The following is a 21,847-nucleotide window of genomic DNA, read 5'->3' on the forward strand; positions in this document are numbered from 1 at the left end:
GGAGAGGTTATTCACTACTTAATTATATAGCCAATGTTTCGAAGAGCATTATTAATAAAATCACGTATATAGACAAAAATCTCGTCTCGCTCTACTTCATGAAATAGATTATGGTAACAGTTTACCCATTCTTTAAATTGAAACTCTGTAAAGTCCTGCTGATGAAGCCAATTACGAGCTTGTTTAGTTTCAGTAATATTATCTTTTCCAGCTGTCATAACTAACATAGGCATGTTTGGGAATTCAGCCGTAGGCAATAACACTAAATTGCGCATCATTTGCTGTAACTCTCGATACCATTTCACTGAAACAACTGACGAAAAAGGAACCTCATCCTTCATCTCATCTCTACCTTCTAAACTGCGCGTTAGTGATTCTAAAGTAATTTCATGGGTCAGCTTCACATTTGCAGTCAGGGCACTTAAACTAGTTAAAGCATTTGATAGTTTGCCTGGCAATAGCTTTAAATGAAGCCAAGGTGAGGTTAAAATAATTCCTGCGCATTCATATTTTCGTTTTTGCATGGTATGTAGTAATAGTGTCGCACCAAGCCCATGTCCTATTAAAAAGACAGGTAAATTATACGAAAATGCATTCTCGATTAAATGCCTTGTATATTTGTTGTATTCTTTAAAATCTTCATCGTGAACACTTGAATACCCTTTATTTACTCCATGATTAGGTAAATCCCCCATGACTATGTGGAAGCCTTCCAATCTTAATTTTTCTATAAGCCATGCATACCAGCGGTGATTTTCATATGCACCATGAAGAATAGCAACCACAGCCTTTGCTTGTCCATCAGCTTCCCATTTCCACATTTCACATAGTCCTCCTAAAAAAATAATTACACAATGATTATAACGGAATATCTAGCTCATTTTAATTTAATATTTCCATCAAGTTGCGTATTTGTTACGATAATATTACATCATAGAAAGAAAAGAGGCGATTCTCATGATCTATCCATTTAAAGGTAAAACACCCAATATTGATCCATCTGTATTTATTGCCGATTATGCAACCGTAACTGGTGACGTTACAATAGGTGCTGAAACAACAATTTGGTTTAACACGGTTATTCGAGGGGATGTATCACCGACAGTTATCGGAAAAAGAGTTAGTATTCAAGACCTCTGTTGCTTACATCAAAGCCCTAAATATCCACTAATTATTGAAGATGAGGTAACAGTCGGACATCAAGTAACTTTACATAGCTGTACAATTCGAAAAAAAGCCTTAATTGGTATGGGCTCTATCGTATTAGACGGAGCGGAGATTGGAGAGGGTGCATTCATTGGGGCGGGTAGCCTTGTACCTCCAGGCAAAGTCATTCCTCCAAATAGCTTAGCATTAGGGCGTCCCGCAAAAGTTGTAAGAGAATTAAACGATGAAGATAAAGAAGATATGGAACGCATCATACGTGAATATGTAGAAAAAGGTCAATACTATAAATCTCTTCAACCAAAAAATAAATAGTTATTTCAACTAAATCAAAGCAGCTCCTCGTTTGCTTGGACAACCGAGCCATACACGATTATGATAAGGAGCTTATTTTTTTCGCTGAAAGAAGTTAAAAACAACGAAAGGGGCATTAGCATGTTGAGCCCCTTTCTGTAATAGTATATTAAAATATTTTTTCAGCTACTTTATTACTTTAGCTGAATAGTTTATAAACCTGCTTTTTCTTGTAATGCGTCAGCTTTGTCTGTTTGTTCCCAAGGTACATTTAAGTCTGTACGACCGAAGTGACCATATGCTGCAGTTTGCTTATAAATTGGGCGACGTAGGTCAAGCATTTTAATAATCCCCGCTGGGCGTAGGTCAAATAGCTCACGTACCCATTTTACAATTTCACTTTCTGTAACTTTTCCTGTCCCGAAAGTATCAACTGCAATAGATACGGGTTGAGCAACACCAATCGCATAAGCTAGTTGTACTTCAGCGCGATCTGCTAAACCAGCTGCTACGATATTTTTCGCCACATAGCGTGCTGCATATGCCGCTGAACGGTCTACCTTAGTTGCATCCTTACCAGAGAAAGCACCTCCACCATGACGTGCATAGCCACCGTATGTATCAACGATGATTTTACGTCCAGTTAGACCAGCGTCTCCTTTTGGACCACCAATTACGAATCGGCCAGTTGGGTTAATGAAATATTTAGTCTCAGCATCTAATAATTCACTTGGAACAACTGGGGCAATAACGAATTCTTTTAAGTCTGCTTGAATTTGCTCAAGTGTAGCTTCTTCGTCATGCTGTGTAGAAATGACAATCGTATCAACACGCACTGGTACATTGTTTTCATCATACTCAATTGTTACTTGTGTTTTTCCGTCTGGACGTAAATATGCTAGTTCACCAGATTTGCGTACTTCCGTTAAACGACGAGCCAATTTATGCGCTAAACTAATTGGTAATGGCATAAGCTCTGGTGTTTCGTTACATGCATAACCGAACATTAAACCTTGGTCACCTGCGCCAATTGCTTCAATGTCAGCGTCAGTCATAGAGCCTTCACGCGCCTCTAAGGCTTGGTCAACACCTTGAGCAATATCAGGTGATTGCTCACCAATAGCAACAAGTACTGCTAGGTTTTCTGCATCAAAACCATATTTCCCACGTGTATAACCGATTTCTGCTACAGTATCACGAACGATACCTTTAATGTCTACATAAGTAGAAGTAGTAATTTCTCCTGCTACTAATACTAAGCCAGTTGTTACTGTTGTTTCACACGCTACACGTGCGTTTGGATCTTCTGTTAAAATGGCATCTAAAATGGCATCCGAGATTTGATCACAAATTTTGTCTGGATGTCCTTCTGTTACACTCTCTGATGTAAACAATCGACGGTTTGTCATTTGATTTTCCTCCTATTACTTTTACAAATAATATTTGCGAATTAATACGGTACTCATTACCCATGTCAAGCCCGCTCCTATAGATTGAACTCTAAAGCCGTTGTTGTAGCTGTTGCTGTCGTTTCACTTTCGCACAAAAAACAACTGTTGCTGTCGTTTCACTTTCACACAAAAAACAACTACTGCTTTTAACACGAGGTTTTCGAAAGATCCGTCATTATAATAAGGAAAGGACTATATACTTACCTTTACATTCGTTTTTAACAATAAAAAAATCCTTTTCTCACGCTTACTTAACATGAGGAAAGGAATAATGACTTCGTAACCTTTCACTCTTATCGTTCAAGGGGTTTCCCCTTGCATCAGATTGGCACCAGCGCATGTCGTGAAATAGTTCATGCAGGTTGCCGGGTTTCATAGGGCCTGACCCTCCACCAGCTCGGGATAAGAGTATCCGTTCAATATCTCATAATACGTAAAAGGTCGAACGTTGTCAAATTTTTTTCACTTCTTTCAGCGAGTGTCCCAACACCCACTGAAATAGAGGAACTCAGACTAAGTACACCACGACCTGTGGCATTACCGAAATGACCGACATCGTGTCGGCCCTCGTGTTGTTGTTGCTGTCGCACAGATAAAACCGTGTTGCTGTCGCTTCGCTTACGCGCAAAAAACATCTGCTGGCCTAAGCACAAAGCCGACTCCGAATCCAACTATGCCGAGGTACAATTGATTGTATTCATATAAGATAGTATGGAATTATAATGAAACTTTTTTGGATTATGCTGTAAATTTAAACAAAATAATCCCTACTCTCCACCTCACATCATGTGTTAACATATGTGTATCCCTTTACAGCACATTTTGTAGCGAAAGCAAAGCGTCAGCTACAGAACATGTGGTGGATGAATATGATTGTAGCCCCTATTCAATCGAAGACAAGCTCCAACGAATAAAAAACAAGCTAAAACTTCACATCCTGTGCGAACCTCATGTTAGCCAAAAGCTTCTAAACACAATTTTGCTGTGTCGAAAGTGATTGTCTGATCACTTATTATAAATAGGGTAAAAAGCATTATTAAAACGAATTAATTTACTTTTTGTCGTTTTCTTGAAAAGTAATAAAATCTGAAAAATAATTTCTTAATTAGTATAGATTATTAAACCAATTGTGTTATACTATTTTTGAAATTAAGAAAATCTCCCTCAGACTCAAGGGAATACTATAAAAAAGGATGGTATTTAATCGATGAATTCAGTAGAAATTGCAAACGAACTGAAGGAATTATTAAGCGGCAGTAACATTAATGTTCAACTTTCAGTACCACAATTAGCTGAAAAAGCTACTTCTCGTGGTGAAGCTATGTTAACAGTAGATGGCGCAGTTCGTGCAGAAACTGGCAAATACACTGGTCGTTCACCTAAAGATAAATATACGGTAGAAGAAGAGAGTACAAAAGATAAAATTGACTGGGGAAAAGTTAACCGACCAATTTCTTCTGAAGTGTTCGATAACTTATATGTAAAAGTAGTAAAATATTTAAAAGAACGTGACGAATTATTCGTATTCAAAGGCTTTGCTGGTGCTGACAAAGATTCTCAATTAAGCATCCAAGTAATCAATGAATATGCTTGGCACAATCTGTTCGCTCATCAATTATTTATCCGTCCAACTAAAGAAGAATTAGCTTCTCATGTTGCTGACTTCACAGTTATCTCAGCTCCTAATTTTAAAGCAGACCCTGCCATTGATGGCACTGCTTCTGAAACATTCATCATTGTATCACTTGAAAAGAAAATTATCCTAATCGGTGGTACTGAATACGCTGGTGAAATCAAAAAGTCTATTTTCGGTATTATGAACTACTTATTACCACAACAAGGCATCCTTTCAATGCACTGCTCATCTAACGTTGGTGAAGCTGGTGATGTTGCATTATTCTTCGGTTTATCTGGTACTGGTAAAACTACTTTATCAGCGGATCCTGACCGTAAACTTATCGGTGACGATGAACACGGTTGGTCTGATAACGGTGTATTCAACATTGAGGGCGGTTGCTACGCAAAAACAATTAACCTTTCTGCTGAAAAAGAACCAGAAATCTACAACGCAATCCGCTTCGGTTCTGTTTTAGAAAACGTAGCTGTTGATCCAGAAACTCGAGTTTGTGACTATGATGACGGTTCATTAACAGAAAATACACGTGTAGCTTATCCAATTCAATACATTGAAAATATTGTTGATCCATCTGTTGCAGGTCACCCAAAAACAATCATCTTCTTAACAGCTGATGCATTTGGTGTATTACCTCCAATCAGTAAATTAACAAAAGAGCAAGCAATGTACCACTTCCTAAGCGGTTTCACATCTAAACTTGCTGGTACAGAACGTGGTGTAACAGAGCCAGAACCAGTATTCTCAACTTGCTTCGGTTCTCCATTCCTTCCACTTCCAGCAACAGTTTATGCTGAAATGTTAGGTCAAAAAATTGACGAGCACGGTGCACAAGTATTCTTAGTGAACACTGGTTGGACTGGTGGCGAATATGGTACTGGTAGTCGTATGAAGCTTTCTTACACACGTACAATGGTGCGCGCTGCAATTGATGGTAAATTAACTGATGTTGAAACAATTCAAGATTCAGTATTCGGTTTAAACATTCCAACTGCTATTGAGGGTGTACCAACTGAAGTGCTTAATCCTCGTGATGCATGGGCAGACAAAGCTGCTTATGATAAAAAAGCTACTGAACTTGCTGGTTTATTCAACGAAAACTTCAAGAAATTCTCAAATGTTTCTGAAGCTATCACTAAACTAGGTGGTCCATTAAAATAACTTACTAAGCAAAGGGAACGATTTCAATCGTTCCCTTTTTTGTTGTTGAAAGACTATTATACTTTGGCAAAACGAGGGGTTGATTTTCGTTCCGACTGGGTGCTTTCCTGGGGGCGTCGGGGCAACAGGATGTTGGTCACGAAGGCGTTATCACAGGACGTGATGGTTTTAGCCTTCGTTCCTCTATCGCTAATCCCCAAGGAGTCGCCCAGTCTCCACTCCAATAAATACTTCACTTTGCATATATTTTCTTACACGTTTCTTCAATTAAATAAATGTTCTCTGTGCGAAAGCGAAGGGTTAGCCACAGATGTTTTTTGTGCTAAAGCAAAGTGTCAGCAACAACAGATGTACAATCTCTTTCTATGTTATAAGTCTATTCCGATCGATTATGGTGAGTAGCATAACTTTCACCTTTAACATTAATTTATATTTATAAAAGTTCTACGTTGTTGCTGATTGGGGTGGAAGGCTACTCGACTCCCGTGGGAAAGCGAGACAGGTGAGACCCTGCACGGAGCATAGCGGAGGAAGCGGCTCGACGCTCGCCCACAGGAAAGCGAGTAGCCTGGAACGGAAATCACCCACCTTTAAAATGCCACAACAATCACAAAGATTTACTTAACTATTTTGTTTTTTCAACACTATAAAAGGAAACGATTAGAGTCGTTCCCTTTTTTATTTTCCCCTATTTTAGAAAAGTCCACTTTTCATATTGTTAACTTTGTGTATAATTCATAATAGTAGTTTTAGGGGGAAATATATGAAAAGAAAGTATAAAGTGATTATTACCATTGTCAGTCTTCTAATAGTATTGTTTGTTGGAGCTGGATTTTTTGCAGGGAATTATTTTTATAATCTCGCCTTAAATCCTACTACAGATAAATCAGCCGTGCTTGATGCGCCGATCAATTCAATTGCTGTTAATCCTAAGGAAGCTAAAGAAAAAGAAGAGAGTGAAAAGTGGTTTAAAGAGACGTCTCAAGATTCTTATGTACAGTCTTTTGATGATTTGAAATTACATGCCTACACGCTTAAAAATACAAACGAAACAAATAAATGGGCAATTGTTTTCCATGGCTATTCATCTGATGGCTCACAAATGTCAAAGTATGCTAAGCATTTTTACGATACCGGCTACAACGTTCTCATACCAGATGCAAGAGCTCATGGAAAAAGTGAGGGTGACTATATTGGGATGGGCTGGCACGATCGACTTGATGTAGTCTCGTGGATTAATAATGTGACCTATTCTGATAAAAACGCAGAAATTATTTTGTATGGTATTTCCATGGGAGGCGCTACAGTGATGATGGCCTCAGGAGAGGATCTACCTAACAATGTTAAGGCTATTATTGAGGATTGCGGTTATTCCTCAGTTTGGGATGAATTCTCCTACCAATTGCAAGAAATCTTTCATTTACCGGTCTTTCCTATTATGCACTTCTCTTCAATTGTTACGAAAGTAAGAGCTGACTATACGCTTGGCGAAGCTAATACTGTTGAGCAAGTTGCCAAATCGAAAACGCCGATGCTATTCATTCATGGAAGTAATGATACATTTGTTCCATCATATATGCTAAATGAAGTATATGAGGCTGCCAATGTGCCGAAGGAGAAAATGATAGTTGAAGGTGCTGGACATGGCGGTGCAGAAAACATTGCTGGTGATTCTTACTGGAAAACTATTAATAACTTTTTAGCAAAATACGTCGAATAAGTATCCTTTTTTCAACCGTTCAGGTGCTTGTTAAATAGCACCTGAACGTTTTTTTGAGTCAACCCGAGCAATTCTTTGGTCTACCCTGAGCACTTTTGCAAGAGGTAATCATAGAGTTAATTCTCTAAATACAGTATGCCACTTTCGTTTATTACTCTAAATTATCAGAAATAAATACTTTGAAAACCTTGAAGTATTTGTAAATCAATGTTATCCGCCTTTGTCCTTTGAATGATAAAATCTAATCCTTTTTTTGTGTTATCTGCAAATTTAGGCAATGCCTCAAGAGTATCTGTTAAAGGTTTGTTGAAGTCGTCCCAATGTATTGGAATAATGAGTTTCGGATGTACTTTCTGAACAGTTTGCTCATAATACATGTTTTGAAAATCTTGATCCTGAGCACCTAATACTCCTATTCCTAAAAATAATACATCAGCTCGAATACCATCTAATGCCCCTTCTATATAGTTAGCACTTGGTTTAACAAAGAAGGTTTTATGATGATGCGTAATCAAGAAATCGTATGAAGAATCTTCATGATAATCTAGGGCTTTTGCTGGTTGTTTAAGTGGCTCTTTTATTTTTTCTCCTTCGTCAAAGGTTGGTGAATGTTTTGATTGAAGGGCAGTAACGGTAAAATCACCAAACTGCATAGCCTTATTTACTTCGTATACAGACATCTGTTTCGTGTTTATACCATTACCAAGTCCTATATTAATTGCTGATTCTGAACCATATACATGTGTACCAGTTTGTTTAGCGATATAAGCTAAATCTAACGCATGATCATAATGTGTATGAGCTATAAACAACCCCTGAAGTTTATTATGATCAATCCCTATTTTATTAAAGACTTTATTTACAGTATTTGTATCTGTTTTTACATTGCTGAAGGGCAACATTTTTAATAAGGGCGGCCTAGAAATAAAACCGTCAATCATTAATTGTGTGTTGCCATCATCAAATAATAAAGATGATGTTCCTAAAAATGTGACCTTTACCTCACCTTGATTTAATGTTTTTTGCGTTGTATTCGAAGTATAGTATTCCTTGTATTGCTGAATATCTGCTGAAGGTGTTAAAAACTTATAATAAACAAAAGTGGAAGCGATTATCATCAATACTAATCCTACGATAATAATCTTAAGTCTTTTACTTATTTCGTATTTCAAAGAATACTCTCCCCTCTAAACATAAGATATTAATCTAAAAGAAGATTATTTAAGTACACCTCTCCTTTAGGCTGGAAACATTAACTTCGTGAGTCCAACCGAGTCGGCACATTAGAATCGTTACATCCCTTGAAACTAATAGGAAGACAGACCTGAATATTTTATTGACGTTTCATCCATTCGCAAAGTGCATGTACTGTTTCTCTATTTTTTGCCGGTGGATACTGATGAGCGTAGCGATGATCATACCATGTCTCATAGGTTTTATTGGCATCCTTTAAATAAAATTCTAACTGTCTTGCATGTTCAATATCTACATTTTCATCAAGATAGCCATGAATAATAAGGACAGGAGCTGTCATATGCTCTACCTCAAAAAGTGGTGTACGAGCATCATAAGCCTCTGGTACACGATTAGGCGTCCCTCCAATAACACGTTTCATCATCCGGCGCATATCTGTTCGCTCCCAATATGTAGCTGTTGCATCAGATACTCCTGCCCATGTCACAACAGATGTAATATCTCTACGTAAGATTGCAGTCCAAAGTGCCATAATACCGCCACGTGAAAAACCATAAACATGAATATGATCATTACAGAACTGTTTTAGCACGTCTACTGCGTATACAGCGTCATAACGATCAGCTCCTGCAAACTCATCTCGACCTTCTCCACCTCGATTGCCACGGTAATATGGGGCAAAAACGATAAAGCCTTGAGCTGCAAACTGAGCGACACGCGAAGGTCTAACCATACCAATGCTTTGCATGCCTCCTCGTAAATATAAAAAGCCATCATATGTACCTTCTGCCTTAGGTTCCGCTAATAATCCCTTCACACGTAGACCCTGTGACATATACGTGATTTCCGTTAAACGAATAGCTGGATTGGGCGAAGGATAAGGACGTTTTCCAACGATCTTACCATTGGTCATAATGTTTCAACTCCTCCAGCATTTTCTTCATTCCTTCATCCTTCATATGAAAGCTTAAATTTGGATGATGAGTAAATTCTTCATCTGTTAGCCAAGCCATCCCTGAAGTTTCTAAATCAAAATCAATGTCCTCCTGCCCCGCAAACTGTGCAGTAAAGACCGTTTTACAAAATAAAATGTCATCATGAACGGCATATTCAGCAAACCATCTAAGGTTTTTCACATGAACACCAGTCTCTTCGAATACTTCCCTAATCGCTGCCTGCTCCAATGTTTCCCCAGGTTCTTGCTTTCCACCTGGAACCTCTACGCCACGGCGTTTATGAATCGTACATAACCACTTATTTTCATGCTTTAATAAAACAAGTACATGCTTAGGCTCAACGTCCAGTTCGCCTCTTTTAAAACTTAAATCCACTCGTAAACCATTTAAATCTGTAAATGAGAACATGCTCATCAACTCCTTATTTTCTTGTTTCATACACTGAGTCCAATCATTTACTAATAAAGATTGGCACTCTTCGGCGTTATGGTGACGGTCTTTTATTTTCACTATAGTGTAATCATGCAGCTACAATCAACAAATAAAATCACTACTTTTCAACTCCTATATTTACATACTGTCAATATAATGTCATTAGGATTGATTTTCACGATTAAGATTATATTCGTATTTTTACTGCTAGATGCTAGTGCTCGAAATGAGAGTTCACCTCTTAGATAAAATCCATTAAGTTGATCAAGGCTTTTCATTTTACCAACTTAATATAATAGTAGTTTTCAAAATTAGCTTTCATTAATTTTTCAATAAAAAAGGCTGTTTTCGTAAACTTTGTTGCTTTTATACAAACTCTAAACGATTTTGTTTTAATTATTAGAAAATATTAATAGTGTGGATTTTTTTTGGATGACTACGTTTTAAAATAGTAATATAATATTTCAGATATAAATAATTTCAGAAAATGATATGGAACAATTATATTTCTAGAACAAATAATACTTAGAAGGAACAAAATTAATGAACAAAAATTTCAAAAAACTTAATACGATTGCTCTAATAGTAATTTGGGCTTTGTATTGTATTTCGTTAAAGTTACCTGTTATTTCAAGCCCCGGCTGGGGTGAAAGTAGAGGACTCATTATATTGTTAATGGGTTGGCTAGGTTTCGTTCTAGAGTTATCGTCGACGGCTTATGTTAGTTGGTATGCAAACCTGTTTTTCATTTACATTTCGATTCAAACGTTTAGAGGGAAAAAAACTAGTATTAGTCATTTATTTATGTTGTTACTGGCTTCTGGAGCATTTTTTCCAATGAAAATGTTGCGAGATGAGGCAGGGGGTTCGTATGTTACGATAAGTCATAACCTTGGCTTTTATTTTTGGATCTCGGCAATAGTGTTATTATCTGCTTTGGTATTTATTAACTTGATTATGAGTCGAAATAGAAATAATTGAAGGCAATTTTTATTCTGGTATACTTTTTGATACGCAGATATAAGTATTTTCCTCCACTTGTTTTTCTATAAGATTAGACGTTTATCTAGTTCGAAGAAGCAACAATCTCTGCGAAAACAGCCATAAAAAAAGATCACTGAAGTTTTCAGTGACCCTACCTTTTAGGCACGTTTATTGAAGTAAGGAAGTTGTTCCACAAATGCCTTCGTATCCGCATCCCCATATTCATGAACAAGTGCATAGATTTTTTTTAATCGCAAATCAATTTCATCATTTTCTCTATCAAGATGATATTGTATATATGGCAATTGCGCACGCCATGCATTCGCTATTTCTAACATCTGCATTTGCTGAAAAATCTTTTCAAAGACATCTAATGCTTGGCGATCTATATTGAGTTCAAAGTTCCACGGTCCCGCATATGGATTAGTATAATACGTTCTATTGGCAAGTGAAAAATATACACGCTGACGCTCCATCCCAAAACACTCCTTTTTCCATAGTATGGAGGTAATCGTGTTGTTTTATTCGCTGGAATGTCAAACTTCCTTCACAACTAAGGTAGATGATCTAATTTATAATAGGAAGTAAGCAATAAGGAACGGAGTGAATGCCATGAGTTTAATCACACTCTTAATTGTAGCAGCAATCATCGTTGTTTTAGTAACGATCGCGACTATTATTAGTGTCAATCGTGCGTATGCTTTTAAACATACAGTTGACGAAAAACCTCAGCAAAGCTTTCATCGAGATGATGACTAGTTCAATTTGTACATTTTTTTAAGAGATTCTTTTATAATAGTATTAACAAATAGAATTTGGAGTGAACGCAATGGGAGTACCATTACCAATAATCATTATGATCGCAATGATGATGCTTATGTTTGGCGTTTCTGTCATTGTCCTGTTGAAGAAAAAAAGCAATTTCTTTACACAAACTATCGATGCTAAACCTAAGCAATTCAACACTCAACAAGAGGACAAAAAAATATGAAATATCCCTTTATATGGCTCATTAAGTTTTACAGAAAATTTATATCACCCATGACACCGCCATCCTGTCGCTTCCATCCTACATGCTCTTCCTATGGACTTGAAGCTTTTCAAAAACACGGTGCCATTAAAGGATTCTATTTAACGATTAAACGTATATCAAAATGCCAACCATTCCATCCGGGTGGCTTTGATCCAGTACCTGAAAAATGGCCTTCGAAAAAGAATTAATTTTCGAGGGTCATTTTTTCTTGTACTTTTTTCAGATGTGCGTTATTATAGAAAATGTTCAAAACAAATCGTAATGATTACTATTTTAAAGAGGTATACTATAAGATGAAAAAATTATTTTTGTTATTTTTAGTTGCAGTTCTTGCCTTATTCACTGCTGCCTGTGGGGATAAATCATCAACATCCAAACAGTCAGAGACAAAGGATAAATTAACTATTTACACAACTGTCTATCCATTAAGTTATTTTGCACAACGAATTGGTGGCGATTTTGTAGAGGTTTCTTCTATTTACCCTGCTGGCGCGAATGAACACACATTTGAGCCAACACAAAAAGATATGATGAACTTAGCAGATGCTGATATATTTTTCTATATCGGCTTAGGGCTAGAGGGCTTTGTTGAAAATGCAAAAAAGACTCTAGCTAATGAAGATGTAGCAATGGTGGCAACAGCAGATCAGGTTTCAGATGAAAAATTAGCGATGAGTACAGGTCACACACATGATGATGAAGAGGAAGCACATCACGATCATGAAGAAGGACACGGACATGATGATCATGATCACGGTAATGTAGATCCACATGTTTGGCTATCACCAACGATCAGTCAAGACTTAGCACTTTCTATTAAAAACACTTTAGTTGAAAAAATGCCAGAACAAAAAGCTACATTTACAGCTAACTACGAGGCATTAGTAAAAGAACTACAAGATTTAGACAACGAATTTAAAGCAATGTCTGATAAAGCGCCAGAAAAAACGTTCTTCGTATCACATGCAGCATTTGGCTATATCGCAGGACAATACGGCTTAAAGCAAGTACCAATAGCTGGTTTAAACTCGCAAAATGAGCCTTCTCAAAAAGAACTTACGACGATTGTTGATAAAGCAAATGATTTGCATATTCACTACATTTTATTCGAGCAAAATGTCTCTTCTAAATTAGCCGAGGTTATCCAAAAAGAAGTTGGAGCAGAATCTCTTGTCTTGCATAATTTAAGCGTTTTAACAACGGATGATGTGAAGAAAAATGAAACTTACTTCACCCTTATGAAAAGAAATATTAAAACTTTAAATACTGCTTTAAACGATTACAAATAAATGTATTAGGAGGTGCCCCGAAAATCGTATGGGGCACCTCCTTTATTATGACGTACTTTTCTTGTGGCATTCGTTTTTCCGCTCTATCAACATTTATTAGCCCTTTTCTCTTATGCTCAGTATTTTGTATTATCTTTCGGTGAGCCCTTACTTGGACTACATTACTTTCTAAAATGATTGGTTCCCATTCATTTAGATGTACCTGAACACTCTTTTCACTTTTATTACCTTTCAAAAGCACTGTAGGCTGTTCTATTAATGGCTTTACTATTTGTTTATTTTTACTTAAAACGGACTGCCCTTTATCAAAAGTAAACTGACTATCCATCATTGGTTTTGTAAGAACTTCAATCTTTGTTGTTTCTTGTAAATCGATAGAGGTTTCGCTTGTAGCAGCAGGGAAACTCGAATAGTCCCAAGAGTGGTCTTGTACTAATTGGCGATCAGAAACTAAAAAATAATTATAACGTACCTCACCCTTCAGATCAGGCAACGGATCATCCCAAGTAACATCGATATGATACCATGCATTATCAAGCTTTACTAAGACCCAGGCGTGTAGTTGTTCCCCTACTTTTCCTGGCACATATTGTACCTCAAAGCCTTGCATCTCTAGCATTCGATAAAGCACTAGAGCATATGCCTGACAAACTCCCTTCTTTTCTGTAAGCAATGTGTAGGGAGAATATGGACTTCCTTCGGTTTCCTTTGAATATTCAGCAGATAGGACGATAAAATCATGTGCAGCTTGTATTTTTTGCAATTCACTTAATCCATGCATAGGTGCAATAATATTCGTCAAAGTCTGTTCTACAAACGCTTCCTCTTGCTGTGAAATATGATAGGTAAACTCAAATCTAATGACAATATTATTGGCATAGCCTTCATATTTCCATTTAAAACTAGAAATATTGGCGTAAATATATGGATCTTGAATAGCATGTTTAATAAGCTCTGATAGTTCATCTTTTATTTCCGTCGTATTACCAGTATAACGAATGTCAAATTCAGTAGTTAATTGCATGACTTGGTTTTGAATTTGATATTGTAGTGATTCTATTGAATTGGCTGTTGCAATGTTATTTTGTTCATAGTTTGCGAATACTTGCACATGACTCATTTGTAGAACAAATAATATAATGACAACATTATATATATATTTTCTCATATGAGTCATTCTCCTTTACTAACTAGTTTATGCCAGTCATTTCTTATTATGTTAATGAATGATTAATTTAATCCTAAAAGTTTACTAAAATGACTCTTAAAATGAATAAAAGAAGCCTTCATTATATGAAGGCTTCTTTTATAGGGAAAAACGATTATTTCTATGAAAATAAGATGTGGCACTTCGGCAAAACGAGTGGTTGATTTCCGTTCCGACTGTGCGCTTTGTTGTTGCTGTCGCTACGCTTTCGCACAGATAAAACAATTGCTGACGCTTCGCTTTCGCACAGAGCAAAGCTTCCTGGGGGCGTCCGATGAGCCGCTTCGCTTCGCTCCAGGTTCTCGGGCCAACAGATGTTTTCTGCGCGAAAGCGTAGTGCTAACGAAGCGGCAGCAGCACTGATGTTGGTCACGAAGGCGTTATCACAGGATGTGATGCATTTAGCCTTCGTTCCTCTATTGCTGATCCCCGAGGAGTCGCCCAGTCTCCACTCCAATCAACTAAAAAGGATTTTGTCTGTGCAAAAGTGAGGCGCCACAGCATTTATAAAGATTTCCTGGATCATTTTTTTATTCGTTCATTAATTTTCTGCGAAGTAGCTTATTGGCGCCGTTTCGTGGAAGCTCGTCCGTAACAATAATCTCTTTTGGTTGTTTATATTTTGCAAGCTTCTTTTGACAAAATGCTTGTATTTGCTCTACCTGAACATGTTCTTTTAATACAACAAAGGCGATTGGTACTTGTCCCCATTCATCGTCATCGATGCCGCATACTCCCGCTTCCTTTACAGCAGGATGTGTAAGTAGCACATTTTCGATTTCAGCAGGATAAATATTTTCGCCACCTGAAATAATTAAATCAGCCCGACGATCAATAACAAATAAATAACCCTCTTCATCTATATAGCCAATATCCCCTGTATGGAGCCAGCCATCAATCGTTGCACCTTTTTGGGCAAAACGACCAATGTACCCTGGTGTAACATGTGGACCACGTATGCAAATCTCTCCTTCACCATTGTCATTCGGCTCAGCAATACGAATTTGATTAAAAAATAATGGTTTTCCCGCTGAACCAATTTTTTTCATCGCATCTTCATTCGCTAATGTTGCAGTTTGCGACGAAGTTTCAGTCATACCATATGTTTGAGCTACAGCTAAATGTAATGCATGCGCTCTCTTTAAATAATCCACCGGTACAGGTCCACCACCTGCTAGCATCATTTTAAATTTCGGTGAAGCTTGCGCATTTTTCTGTTCAAGGGTATGTAGAATCCTTTCCAACGTGACCGCGACTACAGACATATGTGTAACCTCGCCATCCATGATATTTTGGGAAATGGCTTCTGCATCAAATTGATCATATAAATGCACTTTATTACCGTATAACAGTGAACGCACTAAAATAGAAAAGCCGCTAATATGAAAAAGCGGTACAGCACATAACCAAGTATCATCCGCATGCAAGCCTATATTTAACACTGAGGCCGTTGCACTTGCCTGATGATTTCCTACTGTTTGACAAACGCCCTTCGGAAAACCAGTCGTACCAGATGTGTACATAATCGATGTTGTTTGGTTTAAAGACCATTCTTTCGTAATATCAATAGCCGTTTCTGTACTTTTTTCTATAGTAGAAAATAAATAATAAGACGTATGTGATGGTAATTTTTCTATATCCTCATCTGCAATTAATACTGCCATAGCCTTAGAATCCTCTAGCTGATAGGCAATTTCATCCTGTGTTAGCCTACGATTTAGCATGACCATTTCACATTGTAAATGCATACATGCATACATCATAATGACAAGAGAAGGCTTACTCGGCCCCATTATTGCAATACGGTCTCCTTGCTTAATATCCAGTGCTGTAAGTTGACGGGCACGTTTTAAAGATAATTCGTTTAATTCTTGAAATGTCCAAGTCTGCCCATTATATGTTAAACCGTTTCGTAAAGGCGTTAAATACGCTCTCTGTAAAATCCAATTTAGATACAACTTGTTATTCCTCCAATCTGCCTTAATCTTACCGTTTCATCGCATTATCCATCAGTTGGACATGGAGTCCCGTCACTCTGACAAGTCTATCCGTCTTACCAGTTTAGATATACAAAAAGCTCGTATCTCATTAAGATACGAGCCGTTCATCGCTTCAAATCATCAAGGGAATCTTGGGAATTGACCGAAATCTGGTTGACGTTTTTCTTTAAATGCGTCACGACCTTCTTTAGCTTCATCAGTTGTGTAATAAAGAAGCGTAGCGTCGCCAGCCATTTGTTGAAGACCTGCTAAACCGTCTGTATCTGCATTCATTGCTGCTTTTAAGAAGCGTAGAGCAGTTGGAGACATTTGTAGCATTTCTTCACACCATTGTACAGTTTCATCTTCTAATTGCTCATAAGGAACAACTGTGTTAACTAATCCCATATCAAGTGCTTGCTGTGCATCATATTGACGGCAAAGGAACCAAATTTCACGCGCCTTTTTATGACCGATAATACGCGCAAGATAGCCTGAGCCATACCCAGCATCGAATGAACCAACTTTTGGTCCAGTTTGTCCAAAGCGAGCGTTGTCAGCAGCAATTGTTAAGTCACAGACAACGTGTAATACGTGTCCTCCACCGATTGCATAGCCTGCAACCATCGCTACTACAGGTTTTGGAATAACACGGATTAAACGTTGTAAATCAAGAACGTTTAGACGTGGGATCTCATCTTCACCAACGTAGCCGCCATGACCGCGTACTTTTTGGTCTCCACCAGAACAGAAGGCATGCTCACCTTCACCAGTTAAAATGATAGCTCCAACATTTTTATCATCACGTGCACGTGAAAAAGCATCGATCATTTCCATTACCGTTTTTGGTCGGAATGCGTTGCGCACTTCTGGACGGTTAATCGTAATTTTTGCGATACCGTTATAGAACTCATACTTAATGTCTTCATAAGTATGTAAACTAGTCCATTGACGTGTCATTGAATTGCCTCCTAATAATTAAATTCGTCTCGTTCAAAATCGAGGCGATAACGTAAAAATAACATTACGATCAATTATGCCTCGGCATAATTGCGTCTGGAATCGGCTTTGTGCAAGCACAAAGAATTCCTTTCCGATTCCGTGACATCCGCCGGAGGCTTTAACTTCTTTCATTGGTGTTGAAAGAAGTTAAATACTCCTCTACTATTGTAGCAAACTCAGCGGAATTTTCCACATGAATTGCATGTCCTGCGTCATTTACTGTCATATGCTTGGCATTTTTTAATAACGCTTTCATTTCCAGTGCTATCTTACAAAATTTCTCATCAAGTGAACCTGTAATTAAAAGCACAGGGAATTCAATTTTCTCCAATGACATCCAATTTGGTGGTTGACTTCCAGTACCAATGCCTCGTAAGCTACCTGCCAAGCCTTCCTCCTTCTGAGAAATTCGCTCGAACCTAATCGCTTCTTGCACATTGTCTGGCAAACGCATTTGAGATTCAAACAAAGGAATGTTCTCCCATGCATTGACAAATGACAACAAACCATTACTAATTATTTTTTCAGCGAGAGCGTTGTCCCTCTCACAACGTTCAGAACGTTCCTTTACAGTTCGTAAACCTGGCGAAGCACTTTCTAAAATTAGCTTATTAATGCGTTCAGGGTAGGAGATTGCATACGATAATGCAACTCTTCCTCCCATCGAATAGCCTAGCAGCGTAAATTTCTTAAGCTCTAACTGGCAAAAAACTTCCTCTAAATCTTGGATTTGCTCTTGCATAGAGAAACGACTAATTTGCTGAGGTATAGCCGTTTGACCATGTCCAATTAAATCAATGGCAATAACACGTACACTAGGTAGAGTTTTCGCTAAATTTCGCCATGTAGCCGTACTACCTGTAAAACCATGTAATGCAACGAGCGTTTGCTCCGCTTCTTCATTCCAGATTTCTACGTTCGTTTCAAGCCCTCGAACCATTAGCTTTGCCATGCTTTTAACCCCGCATTAATGCGATTCCACAGTGCCCGATGCGCATATACATTTTCTTCTCGGTTCGTGAAAATTTCGATTAAGCGTATTGGTCGTTTTTTGACCGTTGTGAACTTTACTGATAGCTCTGAAATATCCTCTACGCGTATATAGTCCATATCGTACATATTGGCAATATCACGGAATTTAAGGGCAGTTGGCGTGCCAAATAAATCTTCATAATGTGCCTCGACTGTAGATTGTGGTAAATATGAGAAAATACCGCCGCCATCATTATTCATAACGATAATTGTCAGGTTGCATTCCTGGTATCTTGAAGCAATAAGCCCGTTGACATCATGTAAAAAGGCTAAATCGCCAATAAGCAAGTAGGTTTCGCGGTTATTTCCTTGACTAAAGCCCATTGCAGTCGATACGACGCCATCAATACCATTCGTTCCACGATTCGCAACAATGCGGAGATCCTTCGGTGTCGCCATTAAAAACGTATCAATATCACGCACTGGCATACTGCTACTAACAAAAATATCACTGCCATTAGGAATCATTTTTAGTAATCGACTTACCATTGCTCCCTCATCAATCGCACCATCAGAATAGTGTTCAATATACTCTAGTGCTATATCATTAGCATCTTGCCACTCAGCTAAATACGCTGCTTCTAGTGCCGTTTCAGAGATTTTTAATTGCGTGATCCACTCACCAATACTTGCATGAACAAAATGAGTAGACACACCTGTAGCATCACGGAACATCGGATCTTCATCGACAACAATATAAGCATCCGGCTGAGACTTAGTAATAAATTGCATAATAAATTTAGAAACAGGCTGTGCTCCTAAACGTAGTACCGTATCTGGTTTAACTAATGCTTTAAAATCTTCGCTTTTCATAATTGCATCGTATGTTGTGACAATATATGGCAGGCAATCCTCTGGGACAGACGAGCGCATATTAGATAGACTCTCGACAATGACCGGCCATTTTAATTGGCGAACAAACTCCCACATAATTGATAAATCTGTACCAAGTGCTAGCTCACCAATAATAACGAAACCTCTTTTAGTTGCACGTAAAATCTCCGATAGCTCTTGTTGAGTCGCCATTGAAGGTATTAACTGACCCATACTACTGTGCTTAAATGTCGCTTCTGGAAGTTCCTCTCGAAAATCAATCAACAAAGGCTCTCTAAACGGTACATTAATATGCACTGGTCCAAATGGTGCGCTCATTGCAATCGCCACTGCACGGGCAATATGGCGCTCTATAAACGGCAATGTTGGTGCTGCATCATCTGCCAACGGGAAATCCACGCTCCATTTAACTTGCGTACCATATAAATTCGGCTGATTAATAGCCTGTGGTGCACCCACCTCTCGCAATTCATGTGGACGATCAGCTGTAATTACAATTAACGGTACACGAGCATAGCTTGCCTCAACAATGGCAGGAAAATAGTTTGCCGCAGCTGTTCCCGATGTGCATAGAAGAACAACAGGTTTTGCGGTAGCCTTTGCAATTCCTAACGCAAAAAAGGCAGCAGATCGCTCATCAACCTGACGATACATATGGAGCTGTTTCGTTGAAGCAAATGCATAAGCTAAAGGTGTAGAACGTGAGCCAGGGCTGACAACAACGTTTTCAACACCAGCTTGCACTAGTGACGCTACCATTTTATAAACATAATCCGTTAACATTTCTCGTTCACTCATGTAATTGTCCTCCTAGCGCACGAAGCATTGGACGGAATTTCACTAATGTTTCCTCATATTCAGATTGTGGCTCTGAATCTGCTACTATACCGCCACCAGCATATAAATAAGCTTTATCCTTAAGTAAAGCAGCCGAACGAATGGCCACTGCAAATTCCCCATTGCCTTCAGCATCTACCCAACCAATTGGAGCTGCGTAAAGTCCGCGATTCATAGGCTCATACTTACGTATAGCTGCCATTGCCTCTTTCCTTGGCACACCACCTAAAGCTGGCGTTGGATGCAAAGACTTTGTCAGTTGTAATATGGTTGCCTCATTATTCAACTGACCTTCAACAGGTGTATATAAATGTTGTATATCTCTAATCTTTAGTAAGCGAGGGCTATCTGGTACGTTCATCTCCACACAATTTTTACGGAATGTTTCCGCAATCATATCGACAACATATTGATGCTCGCCACCGTTTTTCGAATCATTTAATAAGCTTTGTCCATAGGCTTCATCTTCCTCAGCTGTCTTACCACGTTTAATAGAACCTGCCACACAAGATGAAAAGGCGCGGCCCTTTTCTACTTTTACAAGACGTTCAGGGGACGCACCAAAGAACAATAATTCTTGACGCTCTAAACCAAATAAATAGCTCTCTGGCTGCTCATGAATAATTTGTGATAGTACTTGTGGTGAAGAAACTTCTTCTTTAAATTGCAATGCTAGTGAGCGTGCAATAACAACTTTATCTGCCTTCTTTTGCTTAATCAATGCTGTTACTTGGTCAATCGACGCTAAATATGGCTCCTTATATGGCTCAAAATAACTTGTGATTTCAGGCTTTGAATACGTTTTCACTTCTTTTACCTGAGCAGCATGAATTAAATGATCTCGCTCTTTACGTAACGCATCAAACTGAGACTCTGCCTGCCCATTTTTTGAAATAAGATGGATACTTACAAACGCTTTGTCATCACGTATGACAAGCTGATATGTTGCGAGCGCAAAAAAAGCCTCCGGAAAGTCTGTCCACTCCCCAGCAACATCATTTTGTGGATCGAATGTAAATCCGCCAAACAAAATTGGCTGTAGCTCACTTTGTCCCTTAACACAGTTTTTCGTTAAACTTTTCCATTCTGCTTCTATTGCATCGTAGCGATCATTTTTGGCGTTATTTTGAATCGTATAGGCATGTCCTAGTCCTACTAATGTCATTGTTTTTTCTCTATTTTGCCAATAAAATCGTTCACCTTTATAATGCTCCTCGCCCGCCGCATAAAATGCGAGCGCCGATAAGCGACTTACCTCAATTGTTTCCATATAAAAATGAAGGCTTTGGCCCAAAGAGTCCACTTCTACCTCTGTGGCTTGGTACCACTTCTGTTGCATGAAAATTACCTCCGTTGTTGCAATGTACATAATAAATGACGCACGGTATGTTTTGTACTCGTTCTAACTTTCAATATAAATTTTAACTGCTTTGGCTTTTCTATAACACAAATTGACCAAACCTTTGCATAATAAAGTGAGCGTTTGTACTTTTACCACATCATATTTCCTTTGATCAATTATGCCTCGGCATAATTGCGTCCGGAATCGACTTTGTGCTTAGGCCTGCACGAGGGCCGACACGATGTCGGTCATTTCGGTAATGCCACAGGACGTGGCGTTTTTACCGATGCAGGTCAGTTAGCC

The 21,847-nt window shown here is 38.3% G+C and carries 21 protein-coding genes and 1 riboswitch; of the genes, 8 read left to right on the forward strand and 13 right to left on the reverse strand.

The annotated features are described in order from the left end of the window. Window positions 1-14: 14 nt before the first annotated feature. Entirely contained in the window at window positions 15-821 is an 807-nt protein-coding gene (locus ACQKMI_RS03680; protein WP_427487294.1) for an alpha/beta hydrolase, read from the reverse strand. A 136-nt stretch (window positions 822-957) separates the two neighbouring features. Between ACQKMI_RS03680 and ACQKMI_RS03685 the strand changes: the two genes are divergently transcribed. Further along, the gene (locus ACQKMI_RS03685) at window positions 958-1,479 is read left to right on the forward strand and encodes a gamma carbonic anhydrase family protein (RefSeq protein ID WP_323651328.1); all 522 of its coding nucleotides are present in this window, start codon (window positions 958-960) and stop codon (window positions 1,477-1,479) included. 191 nt (window positions 1,480-1,670) lie between these two features. Here the strand turns inward: ACQKMI_RS03685 and metK are convergent, their stop codons facing one another. Then, on the reverse strand, window positions 1,671-2,867 hold the full coding sequence (gene metK, locus ACQKMI_RS03690; protein WP_427414708.1) for a methionine adenosyltransferase: 1,197 nt from the start codon (window positions 2,865-2,867) through the stop codon (window positions 1,671-1,673). A 332-nt stretch (window positions 2,868-3,199) separates the two neighbouring features. Then, window positions 3,200-3,318, reverse strand: a riboswitch (SAM riboswitch). A 7-nt stretch (window positions 3,319-3,325) separates the two neighbouring features. Further along, on the reverse strand, window positions 3,326-3,544 hold the full coding sequence (locus tag ACQKMI_RS03695) for a hypothetical protein (protein WP_427487296.1): 219 nt from the start codon (window positions 3,542-3,544) through the stop codon (window positions 3,326-3,328). Between the two features lie 572 nt (window positions 3,545-4,116). On the opposite strand from ACQKMI_RS03695, the gene pckA reads away from it, so the two are divergent. Together pckA and ACQKMI_RS03705 are read left to right on the forward strand one after the other, a co-directional pair. Continuing rightward, window positions 4,117-5,703: a phosphoenolpyruvate carboxykinase (ATP) gene (gene pckA / locus ACQKMI_RS03700; RefSeq protein ID WP_427487298.1), complete on the forward strand. Its 1,587-nt coding sequence runs from the start codon at window positions 4,117-4,119 to the stop codon at window positions 5,701-5,703. A 763-nt stretch (window positions 5,704-6,466) separates the two neighbouring features. Beyond that, window positions 6,467-7,423: an alpha/beta hydrolase gene (locus ACQKMI_RS03705; protein WP_427487300.1), complete on the forward strand. Its 957-nt coding sequence runs from the start codon at window positions 6,467-6,469 to the stop codon at window positions 7,421-7,423. 164 nt (window positions 7,424-7,587) lie between these two features. Here the strand turns inward: ACQKMI_RS03705 and ACQKMI_RS03710 are convergent, their stop codons facing one another. The 3 genes from ACQKMI_RS03710 to ACQKMI_RS03720 all read right to left on the reverse strand — a co-directional run bounded on the left by ACQKMI_RS03710 (window position 7,588) and on the right by ACQKMI_RS03720 (window position 9,981). After that, window positions 7,588-8,541 carry an MBL fold metallo-hydrolase gene (locus ACQKMI_RS03710; RefSeq protein ID WP_427487345.1) on the reverse strand — a complete coding sequence of 318 codons (954 nt, stop codon included), beginning with the start codon at window positions 8,539-8,541 and terminating at the stop codon, window positions 7,588-7,590. A gap of 215 nt (window positions 8,542-8,756) precedes the next feature. Next, on the reverse strand, window positions 8,757-9,533 hold the full coding sequence (locus ACQKMI_RS03715) for an alpha/beta hydrolase family protein (protein WP_427487346.1): 777 nt from the start codon (window positions 9,531-9,533) through the stop codon (window positions 8,757-8,759). Further along, entirely contained in the window at window positions 9,517-9,981 is a 465-nt protein-coding gene (locus tag ACQKMI_RS03720) for an NUDIX domain-containing protein (protein ID WP_427487302.1), read from the reverse strand. Before ACQKMI_RS03720 ends, ACQKMI_RS03715 begins: the two co-directional genes overlap by 17 nt. A 567-nt stretch (window positions 9,982-10,548) precedes the next feature. Here ACQKMI_RS03720 and ACQKMI_RS03725 point away from each other — a divergent pair. Then, window positions 10,549-10,986 carry a hypothetical protein gene (locus tag ACQKMI_RS03725; RefSeq protein ID WP_427487304.1) on the forward strand — a complete coding sequence of 146 codons (438 nt, stop codon included), beginning with the start codon at window positions 10,549-10,551 and terminating at the stop codon, window positions 10,984-10,986. Window positions 10,987-11,147: 161 nt separating this feature from the next. Here ACQKMI_RS03725 and ACQKMI_RS03730 read toward each other — a convergent pair whose 3' ends face one another. Next, window positions 11,148-11,465 carry a transposase gene (locus ACQKMI_RS03730; protein WP_427487305.1) on the reverse strand — a complete coding sequence of 106 codons (318 nt, stop codon included), beginning with the start codon at window positions 11,463-11,465 and terminating at the stop codon, window positions 11,148-11,150. 136 nt (window positions 11,466-11,601) lie between these two features. On the opposite strand from ACQKMI_RS03730, the gene ytzI reads away from it, so the two are divergent. The 4 genes from ytzI to ACQKMI_RS03750 all read left to right on the forward strand — a co-directional run bounded on the left by ytzI (window position 11,602) and on the right by ACQKMI_RS03750 (window position 13,311). Continuing rightward, a complete protein-coding gene (ytzI, locus tag ACQKMI_RS03735) occupies window positions 11,602-11,748 on the forward strand; it encodes a YtzI protein (RefSeq protein ID WP_427487307.1) in 147 nt (48 codons plus the stop codon). Window positions 11,749-11,818: 70 nt separating this feature from the next. Beyond that, window positions 11,819-11,980 (forward strand): hypothetical protein, encoded by a 162-nt coding sequence (locus ACQKMI_RS03740; RefSeq protein WP_427487308.1) that lies wholly within the window; start codon window positions 11,819-11,821, stop codon window positions 11,978-11,980. After that, window positions 11,977-12,210 (forward strand): membrane protein insertion efficiency factor YidD, encoded by a 234-nt coding sequence (gene yidD, locus ACQKMI_RS03745; protein WP_053485074.1) that lies wholly within the window; start codon window positions 11,977-11,979, stop codon window positions 12,208-12,210. The genes ACQKMI_RS03740 and yidD overlap by 4 nt, the downstream gene beginning before the upstream one ends. A 105-nt stretch (window positions 12,211-12,315) precedes the next feature. Then, complete coding sequence (locus ACQKMI_RS03750; RefSeq protein WP_427487310.1) at window positions 12,316-13,311, forward strand: metal ABC transporter solute-binding protein, Zn/Mn family; 996 nt, start codon at window positions 12,316-12,318, stop codon at window positions 13,309-13,311. Here ACQKMI_RS03750 and ACQKMI_RS03755 read toward each other — a convergent pair. The 6 genes from ACQKMI_RS03755 to ACQKMI_RS03780 form a co-directional block, all read right to left on the reverse strand. Then, window positions 13,274-14,479, reverse strand: a complete 1,206-nt coding sequence (locus ACQKMI_RS03755; RefSeq protein ID WP_427487312.1) for a transglutaminase domain-containing protein — start codon at window positions 14,477-14,479, stop codon at window positions 13,274-13,276. The two genes, ACQKMI_RS03750 and ACQKMI_RS03755, sit on opposite strands and share 38 nt — an antisense overlap. 569 nt (window positions 14,480-15,048) lie before the next feature. Continuing rightward, window positions 15,049-16,476, reverse strand: a complete 1,428-nt coding sequence (locus tag ACQKMI_RS03760; protein WP_427487314.1) for an o-succinylbenzoate--CoA ligase — start codon at window positions 16,474-16,476, stop codon at window positions 15,049-15,051. Window positions 16,477-16,638: 162 nt separating this feature from the next. Next, the gene (gene menB / locus ACQKMI_RS03765) at window positions 16,639-17,457 is read right to left on the reverse strand and encodes a 1,4-dihydroxy-2-naphthoyl-CoA synthase (RefSeq protein ID WP_049667407.1); all 819 of its coding nucleotides are present in this window, start codon (window positions 17,455-17,457) and stop codon (window positions 16,639-16,641) included. A 160-nt stretch (window positions 17,458-17,617) separates the two neighbouring features. Next, window positions 17,618-18,451, reverse strand: a complete 834-nt coding sequence (menH, locus tag ACQKMI_RS03770; protein ID WP_427487316.1) for a 2-succinyl-6-hydroxy-2,4-cyclohexadiene-1-carboxylate synthase — start codon at window positions 18,449-18,451, stop codon at window positions 17,618-17,620. Further along, a complete protein-coding gene (gene menD / locus ACQKMI_RS03775) occupies window positions 18,439-20,163 on the reverse strand; it encodes a 2-succinyl-5-enolpyruvyl-6-hydroxy-3-cyclohexene-1-carboxylic-acid synthase (protein ID WP_427487317.1) in 1,725 nt (574 codons plus the stop codon). Before menD ends, menH begins: the two co-directional genes overlap by 13 nt. Next, entirely contained in the window at window positions 20,156-21,541 is a 1,386-nt protein-coding gene (locus ACQKMI_RS03780) for an isochorismate synthase (RefSeq protein WP_427487319.1), read from the reverse strand. Before ACQKMI_RS03780 ends, menD begins: the two co-directional genes overlap by 8 nt. Window positions 21,542-21,847: the final 306 nt, after the last annotated feature.

Source organism: Lysinibacillus sp. NPDC097214, assembly GCF_050277945.1.
GTDB lineage: Bacteria > Bacillota > Bacilli > Bacillales_A > Planococcaceae > Lysinibacillus > Lysinibacillus xylanilyticus_B.